Below are 22,214 nucleotides of genomic sequence, written 5' to 3'. Positions count from 1 at the left end.
GCGCCCTCCTGCTCGCCGCCGGATCGGCGGGCGTCGCCGCCCTGACGGCGGCGTGCTCCCGCCCGCCGGCGACCCCGGGAGCGGCGGGACAGCCCTCGGCCCCCGCGTCGCCGGTGCCACCCCCGGCCACGGCGTCGGCGCCCACCTCCGCGACCCCGGCCTGCGTCCTCACCACCGAGGCCGGCGCGGGCCCGTACTACCTCGACCTCGACCGGGTCCGGTCGGACATCACCGAGGGCCGTGACGGGGTGCCGTTCCGGCTGGACCTGACGGTGGTCCGGGTGGCCGGCGGCTGCCGCCCCCTCGCGGGCGCCGCCGTCGACGTGTGGCACGCCGACCCGTCGGGCGCCTACTCCACCGGCGCCGCCGCCTTCCTGCGCGGCACGCAGGTCACGGACGCGGGCGGCCGGTGCGTGTTCCGGACGATCGTGCCCGGCTGGTACGCGGGGCTGGCCCCGCACATCCACTTCAAGGTGCGGCCCGACCACCGGGCCGAGACGACCTCGCAGCTCTTCTTCCCCGAGGCGCTCCTGCGGAAGGTGTACGCGCTCCCGCCCTACGACCGCCGGCCCGCCCCGGCGCACCCCAACACCCGCGACGACCGCTACCGCGCCTCCGGCGGCACGACGACCCTGGCCCCCGTACCCGACGGGAGCGGCGGGTACCGCGCCGCGTACACGGTGGGCATCGCCTGACGCGGGCCCCGCCCCGGGGGCGCCACCCGCCGGCCGCGGCCCTAGGACGGGCGTCGGCGCAGATGGGCCGTGAGGTGGTGCTGCAAAGGCTGACCCACCGCCGCCATGTCGTGGGTGACCGTCATCTCCTCGCCCCCGAGGGCGTAGTGGCGGCGGGTTCCGGTGACCTCCTTGGCCCGGGGGGTCAGCGACACGTCCTTGGTCTCGATCTCGATCTCCGTGTCCGAGACCCGCCCGACGTACGTCTCCGCGATGCCGGTCGGGTGGGCCAGGACCACCTCCAGGCCCGCGTCGGGCGTCACCCGCCACCAGCCGGCCTCCCGCCCCGCCGGCCGGACCGGGCTCCCGGACCCGTCGATCAGCCATGCCCGTGCCTCGTACCGCAGGAACGGGCGGCCGTCGTGGCTGAAGGTGAGCTCCTGCTCGTACCGGAAGTCCTCCTCCAGGGTGGGGTACTCGCCCCTGCCGCGGCCGTGCCAGCGCCCGATGAGCGGGAGGACCGGCGCCAGCAGGGGATGCGGGTCGGGGCCCTCGCCGAGCGTGTACGTGTCGGGGTACGGGTTCTCCTGCACCGGTTCGAACATGTTCACCTGTCCTGTCCGCTTTCGCATACGTCCTGGTGGCGCGCAGCCTAGTGGCCGCGGAGCGCGCGATCCGTCGGGGCGGGCCCGTCCCGACGGCCGTCCGGAACGGACACCCGACAAGATCCCGGCGGTTGGGGGTGTAGGGACGCCTCGGGCGGGGGAGGACTGCGAACGGCACCTCCGACAGGGTGTCGGGGCGGTCCGATCCCGGGCCGCTTGCTGGATTGAGCAGAAGGACAGGCATGGCCAGCGGCATAGTGAAGTGGTTCAACTCCGAAAAGGGCTTCGGCTTCATCGCCCAGGACGGAGGCGGACCGGACGTCTTCGCCCACTACTCCAACATCTCCGGCAACGGATACCGCGAACTGACGGAGGGCGAAGCGGTGACCTTCGACGTCACGCAGGGCCAGAAGGGCCCGCAGGCGGAGAACATCGTCCGAGGCTGAGCGCGCCTCTGCTCTCTCTGCGTTCTTCCGGCGGCGCCCGTACCCCGAGGGTCGGGCGCCGCCGGCATGCCCGGTCGCTCGCGCGGCCGTACCGCGGCTACCCCGCGGCTGTCACGGATCCGGCGGCCCAGGACCCGCCCGCCGCGGCGACCGCGGCGGAGAACGGGCTCAGCAGTCCCACCAGTTGGTCCAGCCGCCCGAGCCGGTCCAGCGCTTGCACCAGTAGCCGCTGTACGTGCCCCAGACCCTGAGGTCGATCCTGGACGACGTCAGGTAGGTGACCTCCACCGAACTCTTCGCGACACCTCCCAGGTCGTACCAGGCCCCCCAGTTCGGGCTGCCCGCGCCCAGCTGCGTCGAGTCGTAGACATGGTTGTCGGTCCCGACGACGAACCACTGGTAGTGACCGTCGGGCCACTGCACGAGGGTCGGCGGGTACTCGCAGATGTAGTACCCCTGGTGCCCGCCCGCGTTGATCCCGCAGGTGGACGCGGACGCCGTGGCCGGTGCGGCGAAGAGCGTGCCCACCGCCAGGGCGGTGGTGAGCAGGCCCTGCAGGACCCTGTTGCGCGACTTCGACATGTTCTCCCCCTGATAGCGACGGGTTGGTGAGCACGAGCCTGGCCCGCGGGCCCGGCACCGCACCACGATTTCGCCCCTGCTTAATCCACGGCGGCGCTACGCTCGCGGGCGTGATCGAGCTTCTGCTGGGGCCGGACGACCTGGCCCGCATACGGTTCGCCCTGTCCCCGCTGGAAGAGCTCGTGCACAGCGTTCCGGTGCTGACGGGAAGCGGGCGGCCCATGGTGCACCGGCCCTGGCGGGCCCGGGCGCTGCCCGCGGTCGCCGGGCTCGATCTCAGGGTGCTCGCGGCGCTCACCTGCGGACCGCGGTTCGTGGCGGACTTCCTCGCGCCGCCGCCGGAGGCGATGAGCGGGCGCTTCGCCGACGAGCTCGACGCCGTGGCCGCCACTCCCGCCGAAGCGGTGGTGGACTCCCTCGAAGAGCTGAGAACCGGCCAGGGCCTGCCGGAGGCCCTGCGGCCGCTGTACGACCACCCGGAACGCGAACTGCCGCGTCTGGTCGACACCATGGCCGCGTACTGGCGCGCGGCGGTCGAGCCGGTGTGGCCGCGGCTGCGCTCCCTCAGCGACGCGGATGTGGCCCACCGGGCCCGCCGGCTCACCGCGGGCGGCCTGGACCGGGTCTTCGAGGACCTCCACCCCGAGGTCGCCTACGCCGCCGGGCAGCTGAGCGTCGACAAGCCCCGCCACGACGCCGTGCGGTCCGCCTCCGGAGCGGGACTGCTCCTGGTGCCCTGCGTCTTCGCGTGGCCCAGGCTCCTCGTACTCCACAACCCCCCGCGGCAGCCGACGCTGACCTACTCGCCGCGCGGCATCGGCCAGTTGTGGTCGCCCCCCGGGGACACCGGGCCGCAGCCGCTGGCCGAACTGATGGGCCGCAGCAGGGCGGCCCTGCTGGTGCACCTCGACCTGCCCGTGTCCACCACGCAACTCGCCGCGTACCTCGGAGTGAGCAGCGCGGCCGTCAGCCAGCACCTGGCCGTCCTGCGCCGCTGCCACCTCGTCACCTCGCAGCGCTCGGGCCGGTGGATGCTGCACCAGCGGACGGCCCTGGCGACGGAGCTCCTCCTCCCGGGCGGGGAGTGACCGGCCGCGGTCCCGATGACCGGCCGGCCGGAAATCCGCGCGGCCCGGGCGTTTCGGCGTGCGCGACGGCCGCGCCGTGAGCGACGGTGGGAGCCGCCACAACCGTCGTTGTCCGCAATCGCCGCCGAGGAGCCTCCGCCATGAACTGGACACTCGAAGTCGTCCCGGTCCCCGTCACCGACATGGACCGCGCGAAGGAGTTCTACGCCGACAAGGTCGGCTTCAACCTGGACCTGGACGACGAGGTCGCGCCCGGTGTCCGCATCATCCAACTGACCCCGTCCGGCTCGCGGTGCTCCATCGCCATGCTCCAGGGAATGCCCCCCGCTCCCGGCACGAAGCAGATGTCCCCGGGCAGCCTGCAGGGCCTCCAACTGTGCGTGACGGACATCGAGGCCGCCCGCGAGGAGCTGGTGGGCCGGGGCGTCGACGTCTCGCCCGTCCGACACGTCGGCGAGGCGGGCTGGACGGAGGGCAAGGGCGGCACCTGGAACTCGTTCATGACCTTCGAGGACCCGGACGGCAACGGCTGGACCATCCAGGAGGCCCCCTCAGACCTCACGGAACGCTGAGATCCTCCACCCGCCCCGGGCGAGGGCCCCCGGCCGGGCGACCGCTGCTCGCCGTCGGGCGTCATATGGGTGACCGCGCCGATCAGACGACCTCAGCACCCTGTCGATCACTCGATAGGCTGAGTGGAGATCGAATGGGTCCCGAGCGCGACCTCTTCGCGGAGACTGCGCTCTGTGTCCACCACTTTCTCCCCGCGCCCGGCCCGGGCCCTCGCCGTCCTCGCCCTGCTCACCGCGGCCCTCGTCACCGGCTGCTCCACCGACTCCCCACCGCAGCACCCCCTGCGCTTGCAGAAAGCCGCAGGCTTGAAGGTCTTCGAGATCGAGACAACCAAGGATCTCTGGGAGAAGACCACGGACCAGCGGAGTCGGGACGGCCTGGACCTGGAGATCAAGAGCCAACCCAAGGACCTCGACAACGGCCTGGTCCAGATCGAACTCAGCGGCGTCGGCCTCGCCAACTACCTCCGCGTCCTGGACTACATGGCTCACGGGGGCGCCGACACGGCGAACTTCGGCAGGCACCGCAGTGCCGAGTCCGTGCGGATGTACGACGAGATCGCCGGCGTGCTCGACGGGATCACGAAGCGACCCGCCCCTGCGGACCCGCCACCTCGGGTCGTCGTGGACGACGCCTTCGTGGACGCCGAGAACACCGAGTAGCCCGATCTGTCGTGAGCAGGAAAGGGCCCCGCTCGTCCGGTTCGGTACACCGGGGCGTGCTTCAGGGCCGCAGCCGGCCCGGGGGCCCCGGCGGCACGTCGGGCGGGGAAACGGATGGCTGGTGCGCGGGGGGCGCGGGTAGATTGATCCGGATACGGATCTTTCAGGGGTGGGAACAAATGAAGACAGCCAAGACACTGGCGGGCACGGCGGCGGTCGTGGTCATGGCCATGGGCGCCGCGGGCTGTTCGCTCGCGGGTACACAAGCCGCCAATACGGCCGCCGATACCGCGGAGGCGATGATCGCGTCCCTCGGGGCGGCGTCCGACGCGGCCTCGCAGGCGGGTTCCGCCGAGGTCAGGATGACGGTGACCTCGCCCGACACGAACGGCGCCCCCACGGTCATGACCGGCACCTACTCGTGGGGCAACGGCCTCGCGATGGAGGCCGAGATGCCCGCCGCCGACCTCGACATGCAGGACCTGGTCAAGGACGGCACGGTCACCTACCGGCTCGTCCGGGGCGCGTACTACTACCAGGTAGACCCGGCCGAGTCCGGTGAGTTCAAGGGCAAGAGCTGGCTCAAGCTCGACGCCTCGGCGGTCCTCGGGGACAAGGGCGCGGCCGGGCTCAGCGGGCCCAACAACGACCCCACCGCCGGCCTCAAGATGCTGAAGTGGGCGAAGGGGGTCGACAAGGTCGGCAAGGAGGACGTGAACGGCAAGCCGACCGTCCACTACAAGGCCACCATCCCGGCGGACAAGCTGGGCAAGGACGCCGCTGCCACGTTCCAGTCACTGGGCGGCAGCGGTGAGCTGGTCACGGACGTGTGGGTGGACGACAAGGGGATGCCGGCCCGCCTGACCCAGGCCTTCGGCCCCACCAACGTCTCCATGGACTTCCTGTCCTTCGGGGCGGCCAAGGAGATCGCCGTACCGCCGGCGGCCGAGACGGCCGACATGACCGAGGCGTACAAGGAAGCGAACGCGGGAGCCGCCTGACCCCAGGTCAGGGGTTCTGCCGGAATCCGCCGCCGGCCCGGTGCTCGACGAGGAGCAGCGGGTCCGGCCGGACCGGGGGCGCGGCCGCATGGTGCCCAGGCGCGGGGGCGCCGTTTACCCTTTCGGCATGACGAAGCAGCGGACCGTTCAGGTGAGTTCCGACGCGATGATCGAGGATCTCAGGGCCCTCGTCGAGGTGGAGTCCCCGTCGCGCGACCGCGACGCGCTGGCGGCCTCGGCCAAAGTCGTGGCCGCCGTCATCGAGAACCGTCTCGGCGGGCACGCGGTCCTCGTGGAGAGCGAGGCGGGGCCGCACGTCCACTGGTCGGCCGGCGGCGACCCGAAGGTGCTGATCCTCGGCCACCACGACACGGTGTTCCCGCTCGGCACGCTCGCCCGGCGCCCGTTCAAGGTCGAGGACGGGCACGCGACCGGCCCCGGGGTGTTCGACATGCTCGGCGGCCTGGTGCAGGCCGTCCACGGCCTGGCGGCGCTCGACGACCGGTCGGGCGTCGAGATCCTGGTGACCGCCGACGAAGAGGTCGGCTCCCGTACCTCCCGGGCGCTCATCGAGGAACGGGCCCTGGCCTGCGGGGCCGTACTGGTGCTGGAGGGCGCCGCCGACGGCGGCGCCCTGAAGACCGGCCGCAAGGGCTGCGGCACGTACCAGGTCTCCGTGAAGGGCCGGGCTTCCCATGCGGGCCTGGAGCCGGCGGCCGGGGTCAACGCGCTGGTCGAGGCGTCCTACCAGGTCCTGGACATCGCCGGGATCGGCCGGCCCGGCACCGGTACGACGGTCACTCCGACCGTCGCCTCCGCCGGAACGCTGGACAACGTCGTTCCGGCGGAGGCGGTCGTCGTCGTCGACGTCCGCGTCGAGTCGGTCGCCGAGGAGGAGCGCGTCGAAGCCGCCTTCGCGGCCCTCACCCCGCACCTGGACGAGGCGGAGATCGCCGTACGGGGCGGCATCGGCCGGCCCCCCATGCCCGAGTCGGCGTCGGCCGAGCTCTTCGCCGTGGCGCGGAGGCTGCTCCCCGGCCTCGAAGGCCGGGCGGTCGGCGGCGGGAGCGACGGCAACTTCACCGCCGCGCTGGGGGTGCCGACGCTGGACGGACTCGGAGCGGTCGGCGGCGGAGCCCATGCCGACCACGAGTACCTGGTGGTCGACGCCATGGCGGAGCGGGCCGAGTTGGTCGCCGGACTGGTGAACGCCATCCGTTTCGGTTGATCGCGGTCCGGCGGGGGCGGCGGTCCGGGCGGTACCGGCGGCCGGGCCCGTAGCCACCCCCGTGGTCACCGAGGACGACGTGATCCCGGCGACCCTCGCCCGGCTCGCTGCCCTGCCCGCCCCCGGGTGCCGTCAGCGCAGTACGGACGAGAAGCTGTCCAGCTGGATCCAGGTGGCCTTGTTCGCGGCCTGCGGATCGTAGACCATGATCCGGCCCGAGGTTTCGGCCTCGACACGGGTGGAGTTGACGCCGGTGTCGTTGTTGCGCGGGCAGACGCCGCGCGTCGTCTTCGGCGGACGGATCGTCGCCGGCAGGGTGCCGAGCGGGGAGTCGACCGCGAAGTCGCAGCTGATCCTGCCGCGCAGCTGGAGGTACTCGGTGCCCGCGATGCTCACCACGCGGGCCTGCGGGGCCTCCCCGGCGTAGGCGGTGACTCCCGCGGCGAGGGCGATGTCCGTCCAGTCCACCACGGCGTGGGCGCCGCTCGGGGTCACCGCGGCGGCGGGCGTGCTCGTGAGCAGGGAGGCGCCGACGGCGCCCGCCGGGGCGGCCACGGCGGCGGCGAGCAGGGAACGGCGGCTTGTGGTGCGCGTGGTCATGGCGATGCCCGTGGTCGTGGCAGTGCGCGTGGTCATGGTCGATCCTCCGGATCGCGAAGAGTGGTGTGGTTCGGGGTGGCCGGCGCCGGGCCGGGCCGCGTCATCGCCAGCTGACGGAGACGCAGTCGAGGTCGATCCAGGTGATCGCGTTGTCCGCGGCGGCGCCGTACGCCCACAGCTCACCGAGCCGGTTCGCCTCCAGCTGGCACACCCCGCGCCCCAGGTTCATGTTGCGCGGCACGTTCTGCCGGGCGGTGCGGGTGGGCCGGAGCGACTGCGGGAGCGTCGCGACGACGCTGTCGCCCGTCAGGCCGCACGTGATCCTGCCGCGCAGCTGGAGGTACGTGGTCCCGGCGATGGCGACCAGTCGGCCGCGCGGCACCTCGCCGCCCGCGACGCCGACGCCGGCGGCGAGCGCGAGGTCCTCCCAGTCGGTCAGCGCCTGCACGCCGTCGACCGGCGGCACGGTCGGGTACCAGCCGACGGTGATGTTGCGCCGCCCCGTGGTCCCGGGCACGGTGTCGCTGAAGCCGAAGAGCAGCCGGTTCCGGCCGGTCGCGGGGTCGGCCTCGACGGCGAGCCCTTCCGGCTCGCGCCGCTCCAGGCCGTCGGCGCCGGTGACGACCCGCGAGTCCAGCTTCTGCCGCGTCTCCAGCGCGTACGAGGTGATGTAGGCGGTGCCCGGGTAGACCGTGACGGGGGCCTTCTTCCACTGGTAGACGTACAGCACCCCGTTCAGAACGGTGTAGCCCTGGAAGGTCAGACCCGTTTCCGCGCCCTCGGGCATCGTGAACGTCTCGCCCACCTGCGCCCACTGGCCCTGCGCCGCCCGCGCGAGGTCGTAGCGCGTGAACAGCCGCACACCGTCCTTGAAGTAGCAGATCGTCAGAGTGTTGTGGGCGAGGTCCACGGACGGGCCGGTCTTCACCGCGCCCGCCGGGCTGAACTTCTGCGCCGCGGGCACGGCCGCTTGGTCCAGCGTCGTGCCGGCGGCGAAGCGGAAGCGGGTGACCGCCGCGCCGAAGCCGGTGCTGACACCGTCGTTGGGGTACACGGGACCGACCTCGGTCCACAGGTACGTGTCCGCTCCGACCGGCTCCGCCCCCATCGAGATCCCGTGGCCGAAACCCTTGAGGTACATGCTGCCGGTCACTTCACCCGTGGTGCGGTCGAGGCGGTTGAGGCGCATGTTCCCGGCAGGGGGAGCCTCCGTGCCGCCGTCGAGCTGCAGGACGAAGACGTGCCCGTTCACCGTGTCCGTGGCGAAGGCCTGCGGCGCCGGGTTCTTCGTCAGGGGCATTGTCTGGAGGAGCTTCCCCGTGGCTCCTGACAGGTCGATACCGTTGCTATCTATGAATCCCATGGTGTCCCCCCGTGGATCCTGAACGGATCCCGCCAAGATCGTATGCGAGCCGGGCGCCGCTGAAACCACGTGGCCCGGCCGCGGGAGGTGCTTCGTCCCCGGGGTGAATTCACGGTTCCCACACGGCCGCATCACCTCATGGACGGCAGCGTGCCGCCTGCTCGCCCCATGCTCCCTCACGGACCACCCACACCCTCCTGCACCGAAGGACGCGCCCGTGAGAAACCCCCGCTCCACGCTCCTGACCGCGGCCACCGCCGGCACGGCGGTGATCGCCCTCCTGGCCTCACCCGCGCAGGCGGGCCCGACCGCGCCGCCCACCGTGCGGCCGGTGGCGGAGACCGCCGCCCTCCACGACGACGAGGCGGGCGGCCACGCCAACGCGGACGACCCGGCCATCTGGCGGAACGCGGACGACCCCGACCGCAGCCTGGTCGTCGCGACCGCCAAGGAGGGCGGCCTGCGGGTCTACGACCTGGACGCGCGGCTCGTGCAGTCGGTGCCCGCACCGCCCCCCGCCGCGGCCGGCGACGCGCCCGGGCGGTTCAACAACGTCGACATCATCCCCGGCCTGCGGCTGGCGTCCGGACCGGCCGACGTGGCGGTGGTGAGCGACCGCGGCCACGACCGCCTGCGGTTCTACCGCATCGACCCCTCGCGTCCCGGCGCCCCGCTGACGGACGTGACCGACGCGGCGTCCCCTGCCGTGTTCTCCGCCGACCAGGGCGAGGTCAACGAGCAGAAGACCGCGTACGGGCTGGCGACCTGGAAGGACCGGGCGACCGGCCGTTCCTACGCCCTGGTCAGCCAGCGCAACCGGACCCGCGTCGCCCTGCTCGAACTGCGGCCGACCGGCACCGGGACCGTGGGGTACCGGACGGTCCGCACCCTCGACCTGCCCGCCACCTTCCGCCTTCCCGACCGCACCACATGGACCCCCTGCGCCGAGCCCGGTGAACTGCCGCAGGTCGAGGGCATGGTGGTCGACCCGGCCGACGGCACGCTCTACGCGGGTCAGGAGGACGTCGGGATCTGGCGGGTACGCGCCGACCTCACCGGAACTCCGGTCCTCGTCGACAAGGTGAAGGAGTACGGGGTCGCGGGGGTCTACGACGAGGAGAGCGAGGAGTGCGTCGCGGGCGCGGACCCCGGCTACGGGGGCAAGCGGCTCGCGGCGGACGTCGAGGGCCTGACCCTGTTCCAGGAGCGCGACGGCGACGGCTACCTGATGGCCTCCGGCCAGGGCGACGACTCCTTCGTCCTCTACGACCGCGAGGTCGACGAGCACAACGAGTACGAGGGCGGATTCCGTATCGGGGCGGCCACCCCGGTGCTCGACGGCGTGCAGGAGTGCGACGGGGCCGCCGTGCTCAACGCGCCTCTGGGCGACCGCTATCCGCGCGGGCTGCTGGTCGTCCAGGACGGGCACGACACCCCCGAGGCCGTCGACGGCGAGGGCGCACCGCGCGAGTCGACCGGCTTCAAGTTCGTGGACCTGGGCGACGTGGTGGACGCCGCCGGTATGTGACCCCGGGACCCCGGGGGCACCGGTATGTGACCCCGGAGGCACCGGCTCCGGGGCCGAAATGACGTGTACATTTCGGCCTCTGGTGCCGAGGCCGAGGAAGGCGCGATCCCGTCGCACCGCGCGGCCCGCGATCCGCGGCCGCCGGTGGTCGGCGCGGTGAAACCACCGTCGCCGGGGCCGTACGGGGAGAGGCCGGCCGGTCGTCCGTGGCCGAAGTGCGACGGTCGGCGGCGACGGGAACGCGCCACCCGGGACGCCACCGGGGCGAGGGGTCCCTTGCCGGGCGCCGCGCGGGGCTTACGATCTCGACCGGCGGTCTCGTCGTGACCGTCCCCCGCCCCGTACCCCGTGGAGGTCATCGTGTCCTGGACGGCCGAAGGACAGCGCAGTCACCGCAGCCGGTCCCGCTTCCGCGCCGCGTCCGGCGCCGCCGCGGCGGCCGTGCTCCTCGTCGCGGGCTGCTCCTCCGGCGAGGAACCGGGGGAGGCGGCCGGCGGCGTGCCCGTCGTCGAGAAGGGCAAGCTGACCACCTGCACGCACCTGCCCTACCCGCCGTTCCAGTTCGAGCAGAACGGCAAGGTCGTCGGATTCGACGTCGCCCTCGTCGACCTGGTGGCCACCGAGCTCAAGGTCGAGCAGAAGATCCTCGACACCCCGTTCGAGAACTTCAAGACAGGCGCGTTCCTGAACTCCGGAGAGTGCGATCTCGCCGCCGCCGGAATGACGATCACCGACGAGCGCAAGAAGAACGTCGACTTCAGCGTCCCCTACTTCGACGCCACCCAGGCGCTCCTCGCGACCAAGAAGAGCGGCGTGACCTCCCTCGCCGACCTCAAGACCAAGAAGCTCGGGGCCCAGGCCGAGACGACCGGCGAGAGCTACGCCAGGTCGCAAGGGCTCAACCCGGTCGCCTTCGAGAGCTCCGACGCCGTGCTCAACGGCCTGCGCACCGGACAGGTCGACGCCGTCATCATCGACTACCCCGTCATCCAGGGCTGGCTCAAGGACAAGAAGAACGCCGACGAGTTCGTCCTGGGCCAGAACATCGAGACCGGCGAGCAGTACGGCTTCTCGGTGAAGAAGGGCAACACCGCCCTCCTCGCCGCGATCGACAGGGCGATCACGACCGCCAAGGCCGACGGCACCTACAAGAAGCTCTACGAGCAGTGGATCGGCCCGCTGCCCCAGGCCACTCCGTGACCTCCCGGCTGACGCGGCGCCAACGGCGCCGCGTCTGGCAGGCCGTCCAGTACGCGGTCTTCGTGGCCGCGCTGGTCCTGGTCGGCGTCCTCGCCGACTGGGGCCGGCTGCGCAACCAGTTCGCGCAGACGGACCTGGCGGCCCGGCTGTTCCCCGAGATCATCACCCTCGCACTGCGCAACACGGTCGTATACACGCTGTCGGGCTTCGTCTTCGGCCTGGTGCTCGGCCTGGTCATCGCGATGATGCGGCTCTCGTCGGTCGCGCCCTACCGGTGGCTCGCCAGTGTCTACATCGAACTGTTCCGCGGCCTGCCCGCGCTGCTGATCTTCATCTTCGTGGGCGTGGCCGTCCCCCTGGCGTTCCCCGGTACGGAGATCCCCGGCGGCACGTACGGCAAGGTCGCGCTCGGCCTGGGCCTGGTCGCCGCCGCCTACATGGCGGAGACCATCCGGGCCGGCATCCAGGCGGTCCCCAAGGGCCAGATGGAAGCGGCCCGCTCGCTCGGCTTCTCGCACGCCCGCGCCATGGTCACGGTGATCATCCCGCAGGCGTTCCGCATCGTCATCCCCCCGCTCACCAACGAACTGGTCCTGCTGTTCAAGGACTCCTCGCTCGTGCTGTTCCTGGGCGTCACCCTGGAGGAGCGAGAACTGACGAAATTCGGCCGGGACCTCGCGAGCGAGACCGCCAACTCCACCCCCATCCTGGTCGCGGGACTGTGCTACCTCCTCGTGACCATCCCCCTGAGCTTTGTGGTGCGCCGCCTCGAAGCCCGCGCGGACAAGGCCACGTGAGGACGAGATGCGACAGAAGACGCAGCCGGCGGACACGGGAGCGGCGGACCGCCCGGAGATCGAGATCCGTGGGCTGCACAAGTCCTTCGGGGACAACCACGTCCTGCGCGGCATCGATCTGGAGGTCGCGCGCGGGGAGGTGGTGTGCGTCATCGGCCCGTCCGGCTCCGGCAAATCGACCCTGCTGCGCTGTGTGAACCTGCTGGAGGAGCCCAGCGAGGGGAAGGTGTTCGTCGGCGGTACGGAGGTCACCGACCTGGACGTCGACATCGACGCCGTGCGCCGCCGCATCGGCATGGTCTTCCAGCAGTTCAACCTCTTCCCGCACGTCGACGTCACCGCCAACCTCACCCTGCCGCAGCGCCGGGTACTCGGCCGGGACAAGGCGCAGGCCGCCGCGGTGGCCCGGGACAACCTCGCGCGCGTCGGACTCTCGGACAAGGCGGCCGCCTTCCCGGCGCAGCTGTCCGGGGGCCAGCAGCAGCGGGTGGCGATCGCCCGCGCCCTGTCGATGGGCCCGGAGGTGATGCTCTTCGACGAGCCGACCTCGGCCCTCGACCCCGAACTCGTCGGCGAAGTGCTGTCGGTGATGCGGATCCTGGCGGACGAGGGGATGACGATGATGGTCGTCACCCACGAGATGAGCTTCGCGCGCGAGGTGGCCGACCGGGTCGTGTTCATGGACGCCGGCGTGATCGTCGAGGAGGGACCGGCCGCGCGGGTGATCGGCAGCCCGGGGCACGAGCGGACCAGGAACTTCCTCAACCGGATCCTGGACCCGGCGGCGGCCGACGCCCCGAGCCCCGCCGACGAGGCGCGGCCGGGGGAGTAGCCCGGGCGTACCAGGGGCCCCGGCGCCGCCCCTGTGCGGAAGGGGCCCGGCGGCGCGTACGGCCCCGCGCCCTGCGGCCGAGTGGTCCCGCGCGGCGGCGCGTCCGAGTGACACCACCGCACGGCTGCCGAGCTGGGCCCGTCCGCGTGGCCGACCATCTCAGGCGCCGGTCGGGTGCCGGTCACGAACTGCCGACCAGGCCGGGTGCCACTCCGTCGCGACCCCCGGCCGCCGCTTGGAGACCACGTGTACGTCCTGCTCGTCGCCAGCGCGTTCAACAGCCTCACGCAGCGGGTCCACGCGGAACTGCGCGACCACGGCCACCGCGTCGCGGTAGAGCTGGCCCTCCCCGGAACCGACCTGGCCGCCGCCGTCCGCCGCCACGAGCCCGACCTCGTCCTCGCCCCGATGCTGAAGACGGCCGTCCCCCGGGAGGTCTGGGCCGCCCGCACCTGCCTGATCGTCCACCCTGGGCCGGTCGGGGACCGGGGCCCGTCCTCGGTCGACCGGGCCGTCCAGGACGGGGAGACCCGGTGGGGCGTCACGGTCCTGCAGGCCGACGCGGAGATGGACGCCGGCGACGTGTGGGCCTGCGTCGAGTGCCCCGTCCCCGAGGTCGGCAAGAGCGACCTCTACCGGGGCGAGATCGCCGACGCGGCCCTGGAGGCGGTCCTGTTGGCCGTCCGCCGCTTCGCCTCCGGCACCCACACCCCGACGCCCCAGGACGGGGGCGCCGCCCGCACCCGGCCGTACCTGCGCCAGGAGGAGCGCCGCATCGACTGGGCGGCCGATCCCACCGAGCGCGTCCTGCGGCTGCTGCGGGCCGCGGACGCGCAGCCGGGCGTACGGGACGAACTGCTGGGCGGCGACTGGTACCTGCACGGCGGCCGCCCCGTCCACCCGGACGACGGTCTGCGCGGCCGGCCCGGCGCGCTCCTGGCCACGCGTGCGGGAGCGGTGTGCCGGGCCACCGTCGACGGCGCCGTGTGGATCCCGGAACTGCGCGCCCGCCGCGTGCCGGGCGGCCCCGCCCCCCTCAAGCTGCCCGCCACCCTGGCCCTCGGGGACCGGCTGCCCCCGCTGCCGGAGCTCCCGGCCGACCCGGAGGTCGCCGCCGCGGGCCGTACCTGGTCCGACATCGGCTACCGCGAGGAGGGGCGGACCGGCTTCCTGACCTTCTCCTTCACCGGGGGAGCGATGAGCACCGAGCGGTGCCGACGCCTGCTGGACGCCTACCGGACCGCGTGCACCCGCCCCACCTCGGTGCTCGTCCTCGGCGGCGCCCGCGACTTCTTCTCCAACGGCATCCACCTCGGCGTCATCGAGGCGGCCGCCGATCCGGCTGAGGAGTCCTGGGCCAACATCAACGCCATGAACGACCTGGTCGAGGCCGTCCTCACCACCACGGACCGGCTGGTGGTGGCCGCTCTCGGGGGCAACGCCGCCGCCGGCGGGGCCATGCTCGCCCTCGCCGCCGACGAGGTCTGGTGCCGGGCGGGCGCCGTGCTGAACCCGCACTACCGCCTGATGGGCCTGCACGGCTCCGAGTACTGGACGTACACCCTGCCGCGCCGCGTTGGCGCCGAGGCCGCCGAGCGCCTCACCGGCGAGGCGCTGCCGGTGAGCGCCGAAGCGGCCCTCCGGCTGGGGCTGGCCGACCGTACGCTCGCCTGCCCGCCCGGGGACTTCGCGGCCGAGACCGCCCGGCTGGCGGCGGAGCTGGCGGCCCGGCCCGCCACGCGGACCAGGATCGCGGCCAAGAAGGCCCGGCGCGACCTCGACGAGGCGGTCCGGCCGCTCGCGTCCTACCGCGAGGCCGAGCTCGCCCTGATGCACCGCACCTTCTTCGACCCCGAGGCCCCGTACCACGCCCTGCGCAGGGCCTTCGTACGCAAGGAGGCCCCGGCCGGCACCCCGCCGCACCTCGTCCGCGCGGCGCAGGCCCGGCCCGTCCCGGCGCAGCCCCCGAGGCCGCGCGCCGTCACTGGATCGGCCGTACAGGACGCGGCATCCGGCGCGGCCGGCTGTTAGCAAGAAAGGTGGGGTCGCGACGACCGGTCGCCGCGACGCCGTTCCTTCCGCACCCACCCAGCAATCCCTCCCCGAGGAGGTATCCCATGGACGCAGCGACGCAGGACCCGGTAGAGGACCCCCCGATCCACATCCTCTGGATCAACGCCGGGCTGAGCTGTGACGGCGACTCGGTCTCCCTGACGGCCGCGATGCAGCCGAGCATCGAGGAGATCGTGATGGGCGTGCTGCCCGGCCTGCCCAAGATCGCCGTGCACTGGCCCCTGATCGACTTCGAATGCGGCCCCGTCGGGGGCGCGGACACGTTCATCGAGTGGTTCTTCAAGGGCGAGCGCGGTGAGATCGACCCCTTCGTCCTGGTGGTCGAGGGCTCGATCCCCAACGAGAACATCAAGCCCGAGGGGTACTGGTCCGGTTTCGGCGACAACCCGGAGACCGGCCAGCCCATCACCACCAGCGAGTGGATCGACCGGCTCGCCCCCAAGGCCCTGGCCGTCGTCGCCATCGGCACCTGTGCCACCTACGGCGGCATCCACGCGATGGAGGGCAACCCGACGGGCGCCATGGGCGTGCCGGACTACCTCGGCTGGGACTGGACCTCGAAGGCCGGGATCCCGATCGTCTGCGTGCCCGGCTGCCCGATCCAGCCGGACAACTTCTCGGAGACCCTGACCTACCTGCTCTACCAGGCGGCGGGTTCGGCCCCGATGATCCCCCTGGACGACAAGCTGCGGCCGACCTGGCTCTTCGGCGCCACCGTGCACGAGGGCTGCGACCGGGCCGGCTACTACGAGCAGGGCCAGTTCGCCCACACCTACGACTCGCCCCAGTGCCTGGTCAAGCTCGGCTGCTGGGGCCCCGTCGTCAAGTGCAACGTCCCCAAGCGCGGCTGGATGAACGGCATCGGCGGCTGCCCCAACGTGGGCGGCATCTGCATCGCCTGCACCATGCCGGGCTTCCCCGACAAGTTCATGCCGTTCATGGACGAACCCCCCGGCGCCAAGGTGTCCAGCAAGGCCAGCGCCGCCTACGGCGCGCTGGTCCGCAGACTCCGGTCGGTCACCGCGCACACGGTGGACGAGGAGCCGAAGTGGCGCCACGGCGGCGACAGGCTGACGACGGGCTACCGCCCGCCCTGGTAGGCGGTCCCGTATCGGTCCGCAGTAGATCAACTCCCGTTCAGAAGAAGGGTCACGGCACAGACGATGGCACCGAACACGAAGGCGGCCGGTGACGGCAGCGGCCTGGTGGAGATGGCATGGGACCCGATCACCCGGATCGTGGGCAGCCTCGGCATCCACACGAAGATCGACTTCAAGCAGAAGCGGGTCGCGGAGTGCTACAGCACCTCGTCGGTCTTCCGGGGCTACAGCGTCTTCATGCGGGGCAAGGACCCGCGTGACGCGCACTTCATCACCAGCCGGATCTGCGGGATCTGCGGTGACAACCACGCCACCTGCTCCGTCTACGCGCAGAACATGGCCTACGGGGTGAAGCCGCCCCACCTCGCCGAGTGGATCATCAATCTCGGCGAGTCGGCGGAGTACATGTTCGACCACAACATCTTCCAGGAGAACCTGGTCGGGGTCGACTACTGCGAGAAGATGGTCCGCGAGACCAACCCGGGCGTCCTGGACCTGGCCGAGCGCACCCCGGCCCCGCACGCGGGCGAGCACGGCTTCAAGACGATCGCCGACATCATGCGCTCCCTCAACCCCATCGAGGGCGAGTTCTACCGCGAGGCGCTCCAGGTCAGCCGCTACACCCGGGAGATGTTCTGCCTGATGGAGGGCCGCCACGTGCACCCCTCCACGCTCTACCCGGGCGGCGTCGGCACGATCGCGTCCGTGCAGCTCTTCACGGACTACATGAGCCGCCTCATGCGGTACTGCGAGTTCATGAAGCGCGTCGTGCCGCTCCACGACGACCTGTTCGACTTCTTCTACGAGGCCCTGCCCGGGTACGAGGAGGTGGGTCGGCGCCGGGTGCTGCTCGGGTGCTGGGGGGCGCTCAACGACCCCGAGTACTGCGACTTCACCTACGCCAACATGACCGACTGGGGACGGAAGATGTTCGTCACCCCGGGCATCGTCGTGGACGGCAAGCTCGTCACCAACGACCTCACCGAGATCAACCTCGGCATCCGCATCCTGCTGGGCAGCTCGTACTACGACGACTGGCAGGGGCAGGAGCAGTTCGTCACGCACGACCCGCTCGGCAATCCGGTCGATCCCCGCCACCCGTGGAACCAGCACACCATCCCCGCACCGCAGAAGCGGGACTTCGACGACAAGTACAGCTGGGTGATGTCCCCCCGCTGGTTCGACGGCAAGGACCACCTGGCCCTCGACACCGGTGGCGGCCCCCTCGCCCGCCTGTGGTCCACCGCGCTGTCCGGCCTCGTCCACACCGACTACGTCCAGGCGACGGGCAACAGCGTGGTCATCACCCTGCCGCGGACGATGACCAAGCCCGAGACGCGCTTCGAGTGGCGGATCCCGAAGTGGAGCAACGCGCTGGAGCGCAACCGCGCCCGCACGTACTTCCAGGCCTACGCCGCCGCCATCGCGCTGCACTGCGCCGAGAAGGGGCTGGCCGAGGTCCGGGCCGGGCGCACCCAGACCTGGGAGAAGTTCGAAGTGCCGGACCAGTCCATCGGCGTCGGCTTCACCGAGGCCGTTCGTGGCGTCCTGTCGCACCACATGGTGATCCGCGACGGCAAGATCGCCAACTACCACCCCTACCCGCCCACGCCGTGGAACGCCAGCACCCGCGACACCTTCGGCACACCCGGACCGTACGAGGACGCCGTGCAGAACACCCCGATCTTCGAGGAGAACTCCCCGGAGAACTTCAAGGGCATCGACATCATGCGCGCCGTGCGCAGCTTCGACCCCTGCCTGCCGTGCGGGGTCCACATGTACGTGGGCGGCGGCAAGACGGTCAAGACGATGCACGTGCCCACCGGCCTGAGCGGACTGGGCGGATGAGCGCCGCGACGGACGCCCGGCAGGCGGGGCGGCGGGTGGAGGAGGTTCTCGACCGGCTCGCCGAGACCGGGGACCGGCAGGCGTGTGCGGCCGCCGAGGAACTGGTGCGTGTCCTCATGGACTTCTACGGGGCCGGCCTGGCCCGAATCGTGGAAAGGCTCGGTGCCGCGCCCGGCGGACCGCTCGGCCCGCTGCTCGACGACGAGCTCGTCGCGAGCCTGCTCTCCCTGCACGACCTCCACCCGCAGGACGTGCGGACCCGGATCGCCCACGCTCTGGAGCGGGCGGGCGAACCGGTGGAACTGCTCGGCTTCGACGAGGACAGCGGCGTCCTGCGCCTGCGCCCCGCGGCGGCGGGGGGCGGCTGCGGCTGCTCCTCCGAGTCCGAGGCGGCCTCGCGCCGGACCGTCGAGGACGCCCTGGCCTGCTTCGCGCCCGAGGTGACCCGGGTGGAGACGGAGGCGGCGCCGGCGCCGCCCCAGCCGCTGCTCCAGATCACCGCCCGCCCGCCCGCCCCCGCGCAGGTCCCGTGAACGGGCACCTGGCGGCGCCGCCGCGTACGGGCGCCCGCGGCGGGCTGCGGCGGTTCACGGGTCCGCGCCCACCCCGCCCCGAGACCTGCGAACTGTGCGGGGTGGTGGTGGCCGACGAGGGCCACCGCCACCTGGTCGAGACCGAGCGGCGGGCCCTGGTCTGCGCCTGCACCGCCTGCGCCATGCTGTTCGACCGGCCGGGCACCGCGACGGGCCGGTTCCGCACTGTCCCCGCCCGGTACCTGGCCGACCCGGCCCATCCGCTGGACGACGGCGCCTGGGAACACCTCCAGATTCCCGTCGGCGTCGCGTTCTTCTTCCGCAACGCCGCACTCGACCGCCTGGTCGCCCTGTACCCGAGCCCGGCCGGAGCCACCGAGAGCGAACTGGACCCGGAGACCTGGCAGACGGTGCTCGGCGGCGGCCGCCTGTCGGCCCTGCTGGAGCCCGACGTCGAAGCCCTGCTCCTGCGCCGCACGGAAGGGCGCACCGAGTGCTACCTGGTGCCGATCGACATCTGCTACGAGCTGGTGGGGCGGATGCGGATGCTGTGGCAGGGCTTCGACGGGGGATCCGAGGCGCGCGCCGCGCTGCGGGAGTTCTTCGAACAGGTCGAGCGGCGGGCCAAGGCGGTGCCGGACACCGCTCCCACAGCCGGCACGGCCGCCGCCCGGCGGACGGAGGCGCCCCGGACATGACCGCCACCGGATTCACCTTCACCTGCACCGGTGTGCGGGCCGACGCCTACGCCGCCGGCCCCACCCTCGTCTTCCGCCTGCGCATCACCGCGGACGCCGGCACCCGGGTGCACGCCCTGGCGCTCCGCTGCCAACTGCGCATCGAACCGGCCCGGCGCGGCTACACGGACGCCGAGGCCGAGGGCCTCGCCGACCTGTTCGGCGACCGGGCCCGCTGGGGGAGCTCCCTCCAGCCGGTGCAGTTCGCCCAGGTCTCGGTCATGGTGCCCAGCTTCACCGGCGAGATCGAGACCGACCTGGTCGTCCCCTGCACCTACGACATGGACATCGCCGCGACCCGCTACCTCAACGCAGTGCAGGACGGTGAGGTGCCGCTGCTCATGCTCTTCTCCGGGACCGCTTTCACCGGCGACGGCGGCTTCCGCGTCGAGCCCGTGCCCTGGGACCGCGAGGCCTCGTACCGGATGCCGGTCACCGCGTGGCGCGAGATGGTCGAGCAGCACTTCCCGGGCTGCGGATGGCTCCGGCTGCCCCGCGACCTCATGGACGAGCTGCTCGCCTACCGGTCACGGCACGCGCTCGCCTCCTGGGAGACGACCGTACGGGCCCTCCTCGACACGGCGGCCGGTACCGAACCGGAACCGCCCGACCCCGTGTGGGCCGGAGCCGTACTGCCGCGCGCCGGCGAGAGGGCGGCGCCGTGACCGCGACCACCGCCCAGGAGTCCCGCTTCGCCACCGCCCGGCAGGTGGCCGACACCGTCCTCTTCGAGGGCTACGTGCTGTACCCGTACCGGGCCTCAGCGGCCAAGAACCGGCTGCGCTGGCAGTTCGGCGTGCTCGTGCCGCCCGCCTGGGCCCCCCTCCACGGCGAGCACGCCCGCTCGCGGACCGAGATCCTGATGGAACCGAAGGGCGCCGCCTCACTCGCCGTTGAGCTGCGTTTCCTGCGCGCCCAGCGCCGCACGGTGCAGCGGGCCCTGAACGACGGCGCGTTCACCGACGTCGGTGAACTGCACCTGGCCGACCGCGTTCTGGTCCCCTGGGACGAGGGGACCGAGGAACGCGTCGAACTGTCCGTCGGCGTGGCCGACCTGGCGGGCGACGGCGTCAGCCTGCCCTTCTCCCGCCCGGCCGGGGAGGAGGCCGAGGCCGTGCGGGACGCGGACGGCCGGACCGTCGGCCGCCTCGTCCGCCGCACGCAGGCGATCAGCGGGGTCGTGCGGCTGACCGCGACGGAACTCGACGGCCCCTACCGGGTGGTCCGCCTCACCGCGGTGGTGGAAAACACCAGCCCGTGGACCCCTCCGGGCGACACGGCCGACCGCGAGGCCGCGCTGCCGCACTCCCTGGTCGCCGCCCACCTCCTGCTGGGCCTGGACACGGGCTCCTTCCTGTCGATGACGGACCCGCCCGAGTGGGCCAAAAGCGCCGTCGCCGCCTGCGTCAATGAGCACACCTGGCCCGTCCTGGCCGGCGAGCCCGGCCGCGCGGACGTGGTGCTGTCCTCGCCGATCATCCTGGAGGACCACCCGGCCATCGCACCCGAGAGCGCCGGAGCCATGTACGACGCCACCGAGATCGACGAGATCCTCGCCCTGCGCACGGCCGCCCTCACCGACCGGGAGAAGCGCGAGGCGCGCGGTACGGACCCCCGCGCCGCGGCCGTCATCGACCTGGCCGAGTCCATGCCGCCCGAGGTCCTGGAGCGGCTCCACGGCGCGGTCCGCGCCCTGCGCGAGATCACCGGCCCGGACGGGTCCGCGCCCCCGCCGGACCCCGTCGGACCGCCGGGCATCCCGGGCATGCCGGGGGTACTGACGGAACTCCCGCCCGACCGCGACGTGTTCCGGCCCGAGACCCCCTGGTGGGACCCGGCGCACGTGGACACCGCGGACCCGGCCCGCGACCGGGTCCTGGTCGACGGGGTCCCGGTGGGCGCGGGCAGCCGCGTACTGCTGCGCCCCGGGGCGCGGCGTACCGACGCCCAGGACCTCTTCCTCCACGGGCGGACCGCCGGGGTCGAGGCCGTCCTGCACGACGTCGACGGGGGAGTGCACCTCGCCGTCGTCGTCGAGGGGGACCCGGGCGCGGACATCCGGCGGGAGCAGGGCCGGTTCCTCTACTTCCAGCCCGACGAGGTCACACCCCTGGAGGAACCGTGAGCGGCGCCACCCTGGTCGCGGGCATCGGCAACGTCTTCCTCGGCGACGACGGCTTCGGCGTCGAAGTCGTGCGCGCCCTGTCCCGCACCGAACTGCCCCCGGACGTCGAGGTGGTGGACTTCGGAGTGCGCGGAGTCCACCTCGCCTACCAGCTCCTGGACGGCTACGACACGCTCGTCCTTCTCGACGCCACCGCCCGGGGCGGCGACCCCGGCACGCTCTACCTCATCGAGGCGGACGAGCCCGGCGCGGCCACCGGGGGCGGCGCCGTCCTCGACGGCCACCACATGTCCCCCGACGCCGTCCTCGCGCTGCTGGACACCCTGTGCGCCGGCACCGGCTCCACCCCGCCCCGCAGGACGCTCGTCCTGGGTTGCGAACCCTCCTCGACCGAGGAGGGCATCGGGCTGAGCGAGCGGGTGGCAGCCGCCGTACCCCACGCCGTACACATGCTCCTGGACCTGCTCCGGAGCGAAGCGTCCCGCCGAGAACTGAGGAGAACACCGTGAAGAAGTCCCTCATCGGCGCCGTGGCGGCCGCCGCCGTCCTCGCCGTACTGACCCAGGTCCTGCCCGACCTCAGGCGCTACCTGCGCCTGCGCCGGATGTGACACCGAGCC

24 protein-coding genes are annotated in these 22,214 nt (G+C 72.5%); 20 read left to right on the top strand and 4 right to left on the bottom strand.

Annotation, left to right across the window (positions count from 1 at the left end; all coding sequences use genetic code 11):
* A partial coding sequence (locus ACFWUQ_RS18360; RefSeq protein WP_384538936.1) for an intradiol ring-cleavage dioxygenase occupies positions 1–695 on the top strand: 695 nt, incomplete at its 5' end.
* Between the two features lie 41 nt (positions 696–736).
* Here ACFWUQ_RS18360 and ACFWUQ_RS18355 read toward each other — a convergent pair.
* Complete coding sequence (locus ACFWUQ_RS18355; protein WP_384538934.1) at positions 737–1,279, bottom strand: FABP family protein; 543 nt, start codon at positions 1,277–1,279, stop codon at positions 737–739.
* Positions 1,280–1,521: 242 nt separating this feature from the next.
* On the opposite strand from ACFWUQ_RS18355, the gene ACFWUQ_RS18350 reads away from it, so the two are divergent.
* Positions 1,522–1,725 (top strand): cold-shock protein, encoded by a 204-nt coding sequence (locus tag ACFWUQ_RS18350; protein ID WP_384538932.1) that lies wholly within the window; start codon positions 1,522–1,524, stop codon positions 1,723–1,725.
* Between the two features lie 168 nt (positions 1,726–1,893).
* On the opposite strand, the gene ACFWUQ_RS18345 is transcribed toward ACFWUQ_RS18350, so the two are convergent.
* Positions 1,894–2,307, bottom strand: a complete 414-nt coding sequence (locus ACFWUQ_RS18345; protein WP_384538930.1) for a hypothetical protein — start codon at positions 2,305–2,307, stop codon at positions 1,894–1,896.
* Between the two features lie 110 nt (positions 2,308–2,417).
* Here ACFWUQ_RS18345 and ACFWUQ_RS18340 point away from each other — a divergent pair, with 110 nt between their 5' ends.
* From ACFWUQ_RS18340 to ACFWUQ_RS18320, 5 genes are all read left to right on the top strand, one after another.
* Complete coding sequence (locus tag ACFWUQ_RS18340) at positions 2,418–3,395, top strand: DUF5937 family protein (protein ID WP_384538928.1); 978 nt, start codon at positions 2,418–2,420, stop codon at positions 3,393–3,395.
* Positions 3,396–3,535: 140 nt separating this feature from the next.
* Positions 3,536–3,967, top strand: coding sequence for a VOC family protein (locus ACFWUQ_RS18335; RefSeq protein WP_384538926.1), 432 nt, complete (start codon positions 3,536–3,538; stop codon positions 3,965–3,967).
* 174 nt (positions 3,968–4,141) lie between these two features.
* On the top strand, positions 4,142–4,630 hold the full coding sequence (locus ACFWUQ_RS18330) for a hypothetical protein (RefSeq protein WP_384538924.1): 489 nt from the start codon (positions 4,142–4,144) through the stop codon (positions 4,628–4,630).
* A gap of 179 nt (positions 4,631–4,809) precedes the next feature.
* Entirely contained in the window at positions 4,810–5,631 is an 822-nt protein-coding gene (locus ACFWUQ_RS18325) for a hypothetical protein (RefSeq protein WP_384538922.1), read from the top strand.
* Positions 5,632–5,758: 127 nt separating this feature from the next.
* Positions 5,759–6,859: a M20/M25/M40 family metallo-hydrolase gene (locus ACFWUQ_RS18320; RefSeq protein WP_384538920.1), complete on the top strand. Its 1,101-nt coding sequence runs from the start codon at positions 5,759–5,761 to the stop codon at positions 6,857–6,859.
* Positions 6,860–6,991: 132 nt separating this feature from the next.
* Here ACFWUQ_RS18320 and ACFWUQ_RS18315 read toward each other — a convergent pair whose 3' ends face one another.
* Complete coding sequence (locus tag ACFWUQ_RS18315; RefSeq protein WP_384538918.1) at positions 6,992–7,495, bottom strand: hypothetical protein; 504 nt, start codon at positions 7,493–7,495, stop codon at positions 6,992–6,994.
* 64 nt (positions 7,496–7,559) lie between these two features.
* Entirely contained in the window at positions 7,560–8,822 is a 1,263-nt protein-coding gene (locus ACFWUQ_RS18310) for a hypothetical protein (RefSeq protein ID WP_384538916.1), read from the bottom strand.
* A 217-nt stretch (positions 8,823–9,039) separates the two neighbouring features.
* On the opposite strand from ACFWUQ_RS18310, the gene ACFWUQ_RS18305 reads away from it, so the two are divergent.
* The 13 genes from ACFWUQ_RS18305 (at position 9,040) to ACFWUQ_RS18245 (ending at position 22,205) form a co-directional block, all read left to right on the top strand.
* Positions 9,040–10,350, top strand: coding sequence for a phytase (locus tag ACFWUQ_RS18305; RefSeq protein ID WP_384538915.1), 1,311 nt, complete (start codon positions 9,040–9,042; stop codon positions 10,348–10,350).
* Between the two features lie 360 nt (positions 10,351–10,710).
* On the top strand, positions 10,711–11,550 hold the full coding sequence (locus tag ACFWUQ_RS18300; protein ID WP_384538913.1) for an ABC transporter substrate-binding protein: 840 nt from the start codon (positions 10,711–10,713) through the stop codon (positions 11,548–11,550).
* Complete coding sequence (locus ACFWUQ_RS18295) at positions 11,517–12,347, top strand: amino acid ABC transporter permease (RefSeq protein ID WP_384538911.1); 831 nt, start codon at positions 11,517–11,519, stop codon at positions 12,345–12,347. The genes ACFWUQ_RS18300 and ACFWUQ_RS18295 overlap by 34 nt, the downstream gene beginning before the upstream one ends.
* A 7-nt stretch (positions 12,348–12,354) precedes the next feature.
* Entirely contained in the window at positions 12,355–13,179 is an 825-nt protein-coding gene (locus tag ACFWUQ_RS18290) for an amino acid ABC transporter ATP-binding protein (protein ID WP_384538909.1), read from the top strand.
* A gap of 246 nt (positions 13,180–13,425) precedes the next feature.
* Positions 13,426–15,210, top strand: coding sequence for a hydrogenase maturation protein (locus tag ACFWUQ_RS18285; protein WP_384538907.1), 1,785 nt, complete (start codon positions 13,426–13,428; stop codon positions 15,208–15,210).
* Between the two features lie 86 nt (positions 15,211–15,296).
* Positions 15,297–16,352 (top strand): hydrogenase expression protein HypE, encoded by a 1,056-nt coding sequence (locus ACFWUQ_RS18280; RefSeq protein ID WP_384538906.1) that lies wholly within the window; start codon positions 15,297–15,299, stop codon positions 16,350–16,352.
* A 63-nt stretch (positions 16,353–16,415) separates the two neighbouring features.
* Positions 16,416–18,200, top strand: a complete 1,785-nt coding sequence (locus tag ACFWUQ_RS18275) for a nickel-dependent hydrogenase large subunit (protein WP_384538904.1) — start codon at positions 16,416–16,418, stop codon at positions 18,198–18,200.
* Positions 18,197–18,733: a hypothetical protein gene (locus ACFWUQ_RS18270; protein ID WP_384538903.1), complete on the top strand. Its 537-nt coding sequence runs from the start codon at positions 18,197–18,199 to the stop codon at positions 18,731–18,733. Before ACFWUQ_RS18275 ends, ACFWUQ_RS18270 begins: the two co-directional genes overlap by 4 nt.
* Positions 18,734–18,741: 8 nt before the next feature.
* Positions 18,742–19,431 (top strand): DUF5947 family protein, encoded by a 690-nt coding sequence (locus ACFWUQ_RS18265; protein WP_384538942.1) that lies wholly within the window; start codon positions 18,742–18,744, stop codon positions 19,429–19,431.
* Entirely contained in the window at positions 19,428–20,135 is a 708-nt protein-coding gene (locus ACFWUQ_RS18260; protein ID WP_384538901.1) for a DUF6084 family protein, read from the top strand. Before ACFWUQ_RS18265 ends, ACFWUQ_RS18260 begins: the two co-directional genes overlap by 4 nt.
* Positions 20,132–21,595 carry a hypothetical protein gene (locus ACFWUQ_RS18255; RefSeq protein ID WP_384538899.1) on the top strand — a complete coding sequence of 488 codons (1,464 nt, stop codon included), beginning with the start codon at positions 20,132–20,134 and terminating at the stop codon, positions 21,593–21,595. Before ACFWUQ_RS18260 ends, ACFWUQ_RS18255 begins: the two co-directional genes overlap by 4 nt.
* Positions 21,592–22,104: a hydrogenase maturation protease gene (locus ACFWUQ_RS18250; RefSeq protein WP_384538897.1), complete on the top strand. Its 513-nt coding sequence runs from the start codon at positions 21,592–21,594 to the stop codon at positions 22,102–22,104. The genes ACFWUQ_RS18255 and ACFWUQ_RS18250 overlap by 4 nt, the downstream gene beginning before the upstream one ends.
* Positions 22,101–22,205, top strand: a complete 105-nt coding sequence (locus ACFWUQ_RS18245; protein ID WP_384538896.1) for a DUF6893 family small protein — start codon at positions 22,101–22,103, stop codon at positions 22,203–22,205. Before ACFWUQ_RS18250 ends, ACFWUQ_RS18245 begins: the two co-directional genes overlap by 4 nt.
* Positions 22,206–22,214: the final 9 nt, after the last annotated feature.

It is taken from the genome of Streptomyces sp. NPDC058662, assembly GCF_042716255.1.
In the GTDB taxonomy this organism is placed as follows: domain Bacteria; phylum Actinomycetota; class Actinomycetes; order Streptomycetales; family Streptomycetaceae; genus Streptomyces.
The sequence above is the reverse complement of the archived record's forward strand: the minus strand, read 5'-3'. Positions and strand labels throughout refer to the sequence as shown.

Bases quoted from the DNA above. Each gene is read 5' to 3' on its own strand.
- ACFWUQ_RS18320 (WP_384538920.1), top strand. From the start codon at position 5,759: ATGACGAAGCAGCGGACCGTTCAGGTGAGTTCCGACGCGATGATCGAG.
- ACFWUQ_RS18345 (WP_384538930.1), bottom strand. From the start codon at position 2,307: ATGTCGAAGTCGCGCAACAGGGTCCTGCAGGGCCTGCTCACCACCGCC.
- ACFWUQ_RS18280 (WP_384538906.1), top strand. From the start codon at position 15,297: ATGGACGCAGCGACGCAGGACCCGGTAGAGGACCCCCCGATCCACATC.
- ACFWUQ_RS18325 (WP_384538922.1), top strand. From the start codon at position 4,810: ATGAAGACAGCCAAGACACTGGCGGGCACGGCGGCGGTCGTGGTCATG.
- ACFWUQ_RS18275 (WP_384538904.1), top strand. From the start codon at position 16,416: ATGGCACCGAACACGAAGGCGGCCGGTGACGGCAGCGGCCTGGTGGAG.
- ACFWUQ_RS18335 (WP_384538926.1), top strand. From the start codon at position 3,536: ATGAACTGGACACTCGAAGTCGTCCCGGTCCCCGTCACCGACATGGAC.
- ACFWUQ_RS18350 (WP_384538932.1), top strand. From the start codon at position 1,522: ATGGCCAGCGGCATAGTGAAGTGGTTCAACTCCGAAAAGGGCTTCGGC.
- ACFWUQ_RS18315 (WP_384538918.1), bottom strand. From the start codon at position 7,495: ATGACCACGCGCACTGCCACGACCACGGGCATCGCCATGACCACGCGC.
- ACFWUQ_RS18310 (WP_384538916.1), bottom strand. From the start codon at position 8,822: ATGGGATTCATAGATAGCAACGGTATCGACCTGTCAGGAGCCACGGGG.
- ACFWUQ_RS18355 (WP_384538934.1), bottom strand. From the start codon at position 1,279: ATGTTCGAACCGGTGCAGGAGAACCCGTACCCCGACACGTACACGCTC.
- ACFWUQ_RS18290 (WP_384538909.1), top strand. From the start codon at position 12,355: ATGCGACAGAAGACGCAGCCGGCGGACACGGGAGCGGCGGACCGCCCG.
- ACFWUQ_RS18270 (WP_384538903.1), top strand. From the start codon at position 18,197: ATGAGCGCCGCGACGGACGCCCGGCAGGCGGGGCGGCGGGTGGAGGAG.
- ACFWUQ_RS18260 (WP_384538901.1), top strand. From the start codon at position 19,428: ATGACCGCCACCGGATTCACCTTCACCTGCACCGGTGTGCGGGCCGAC.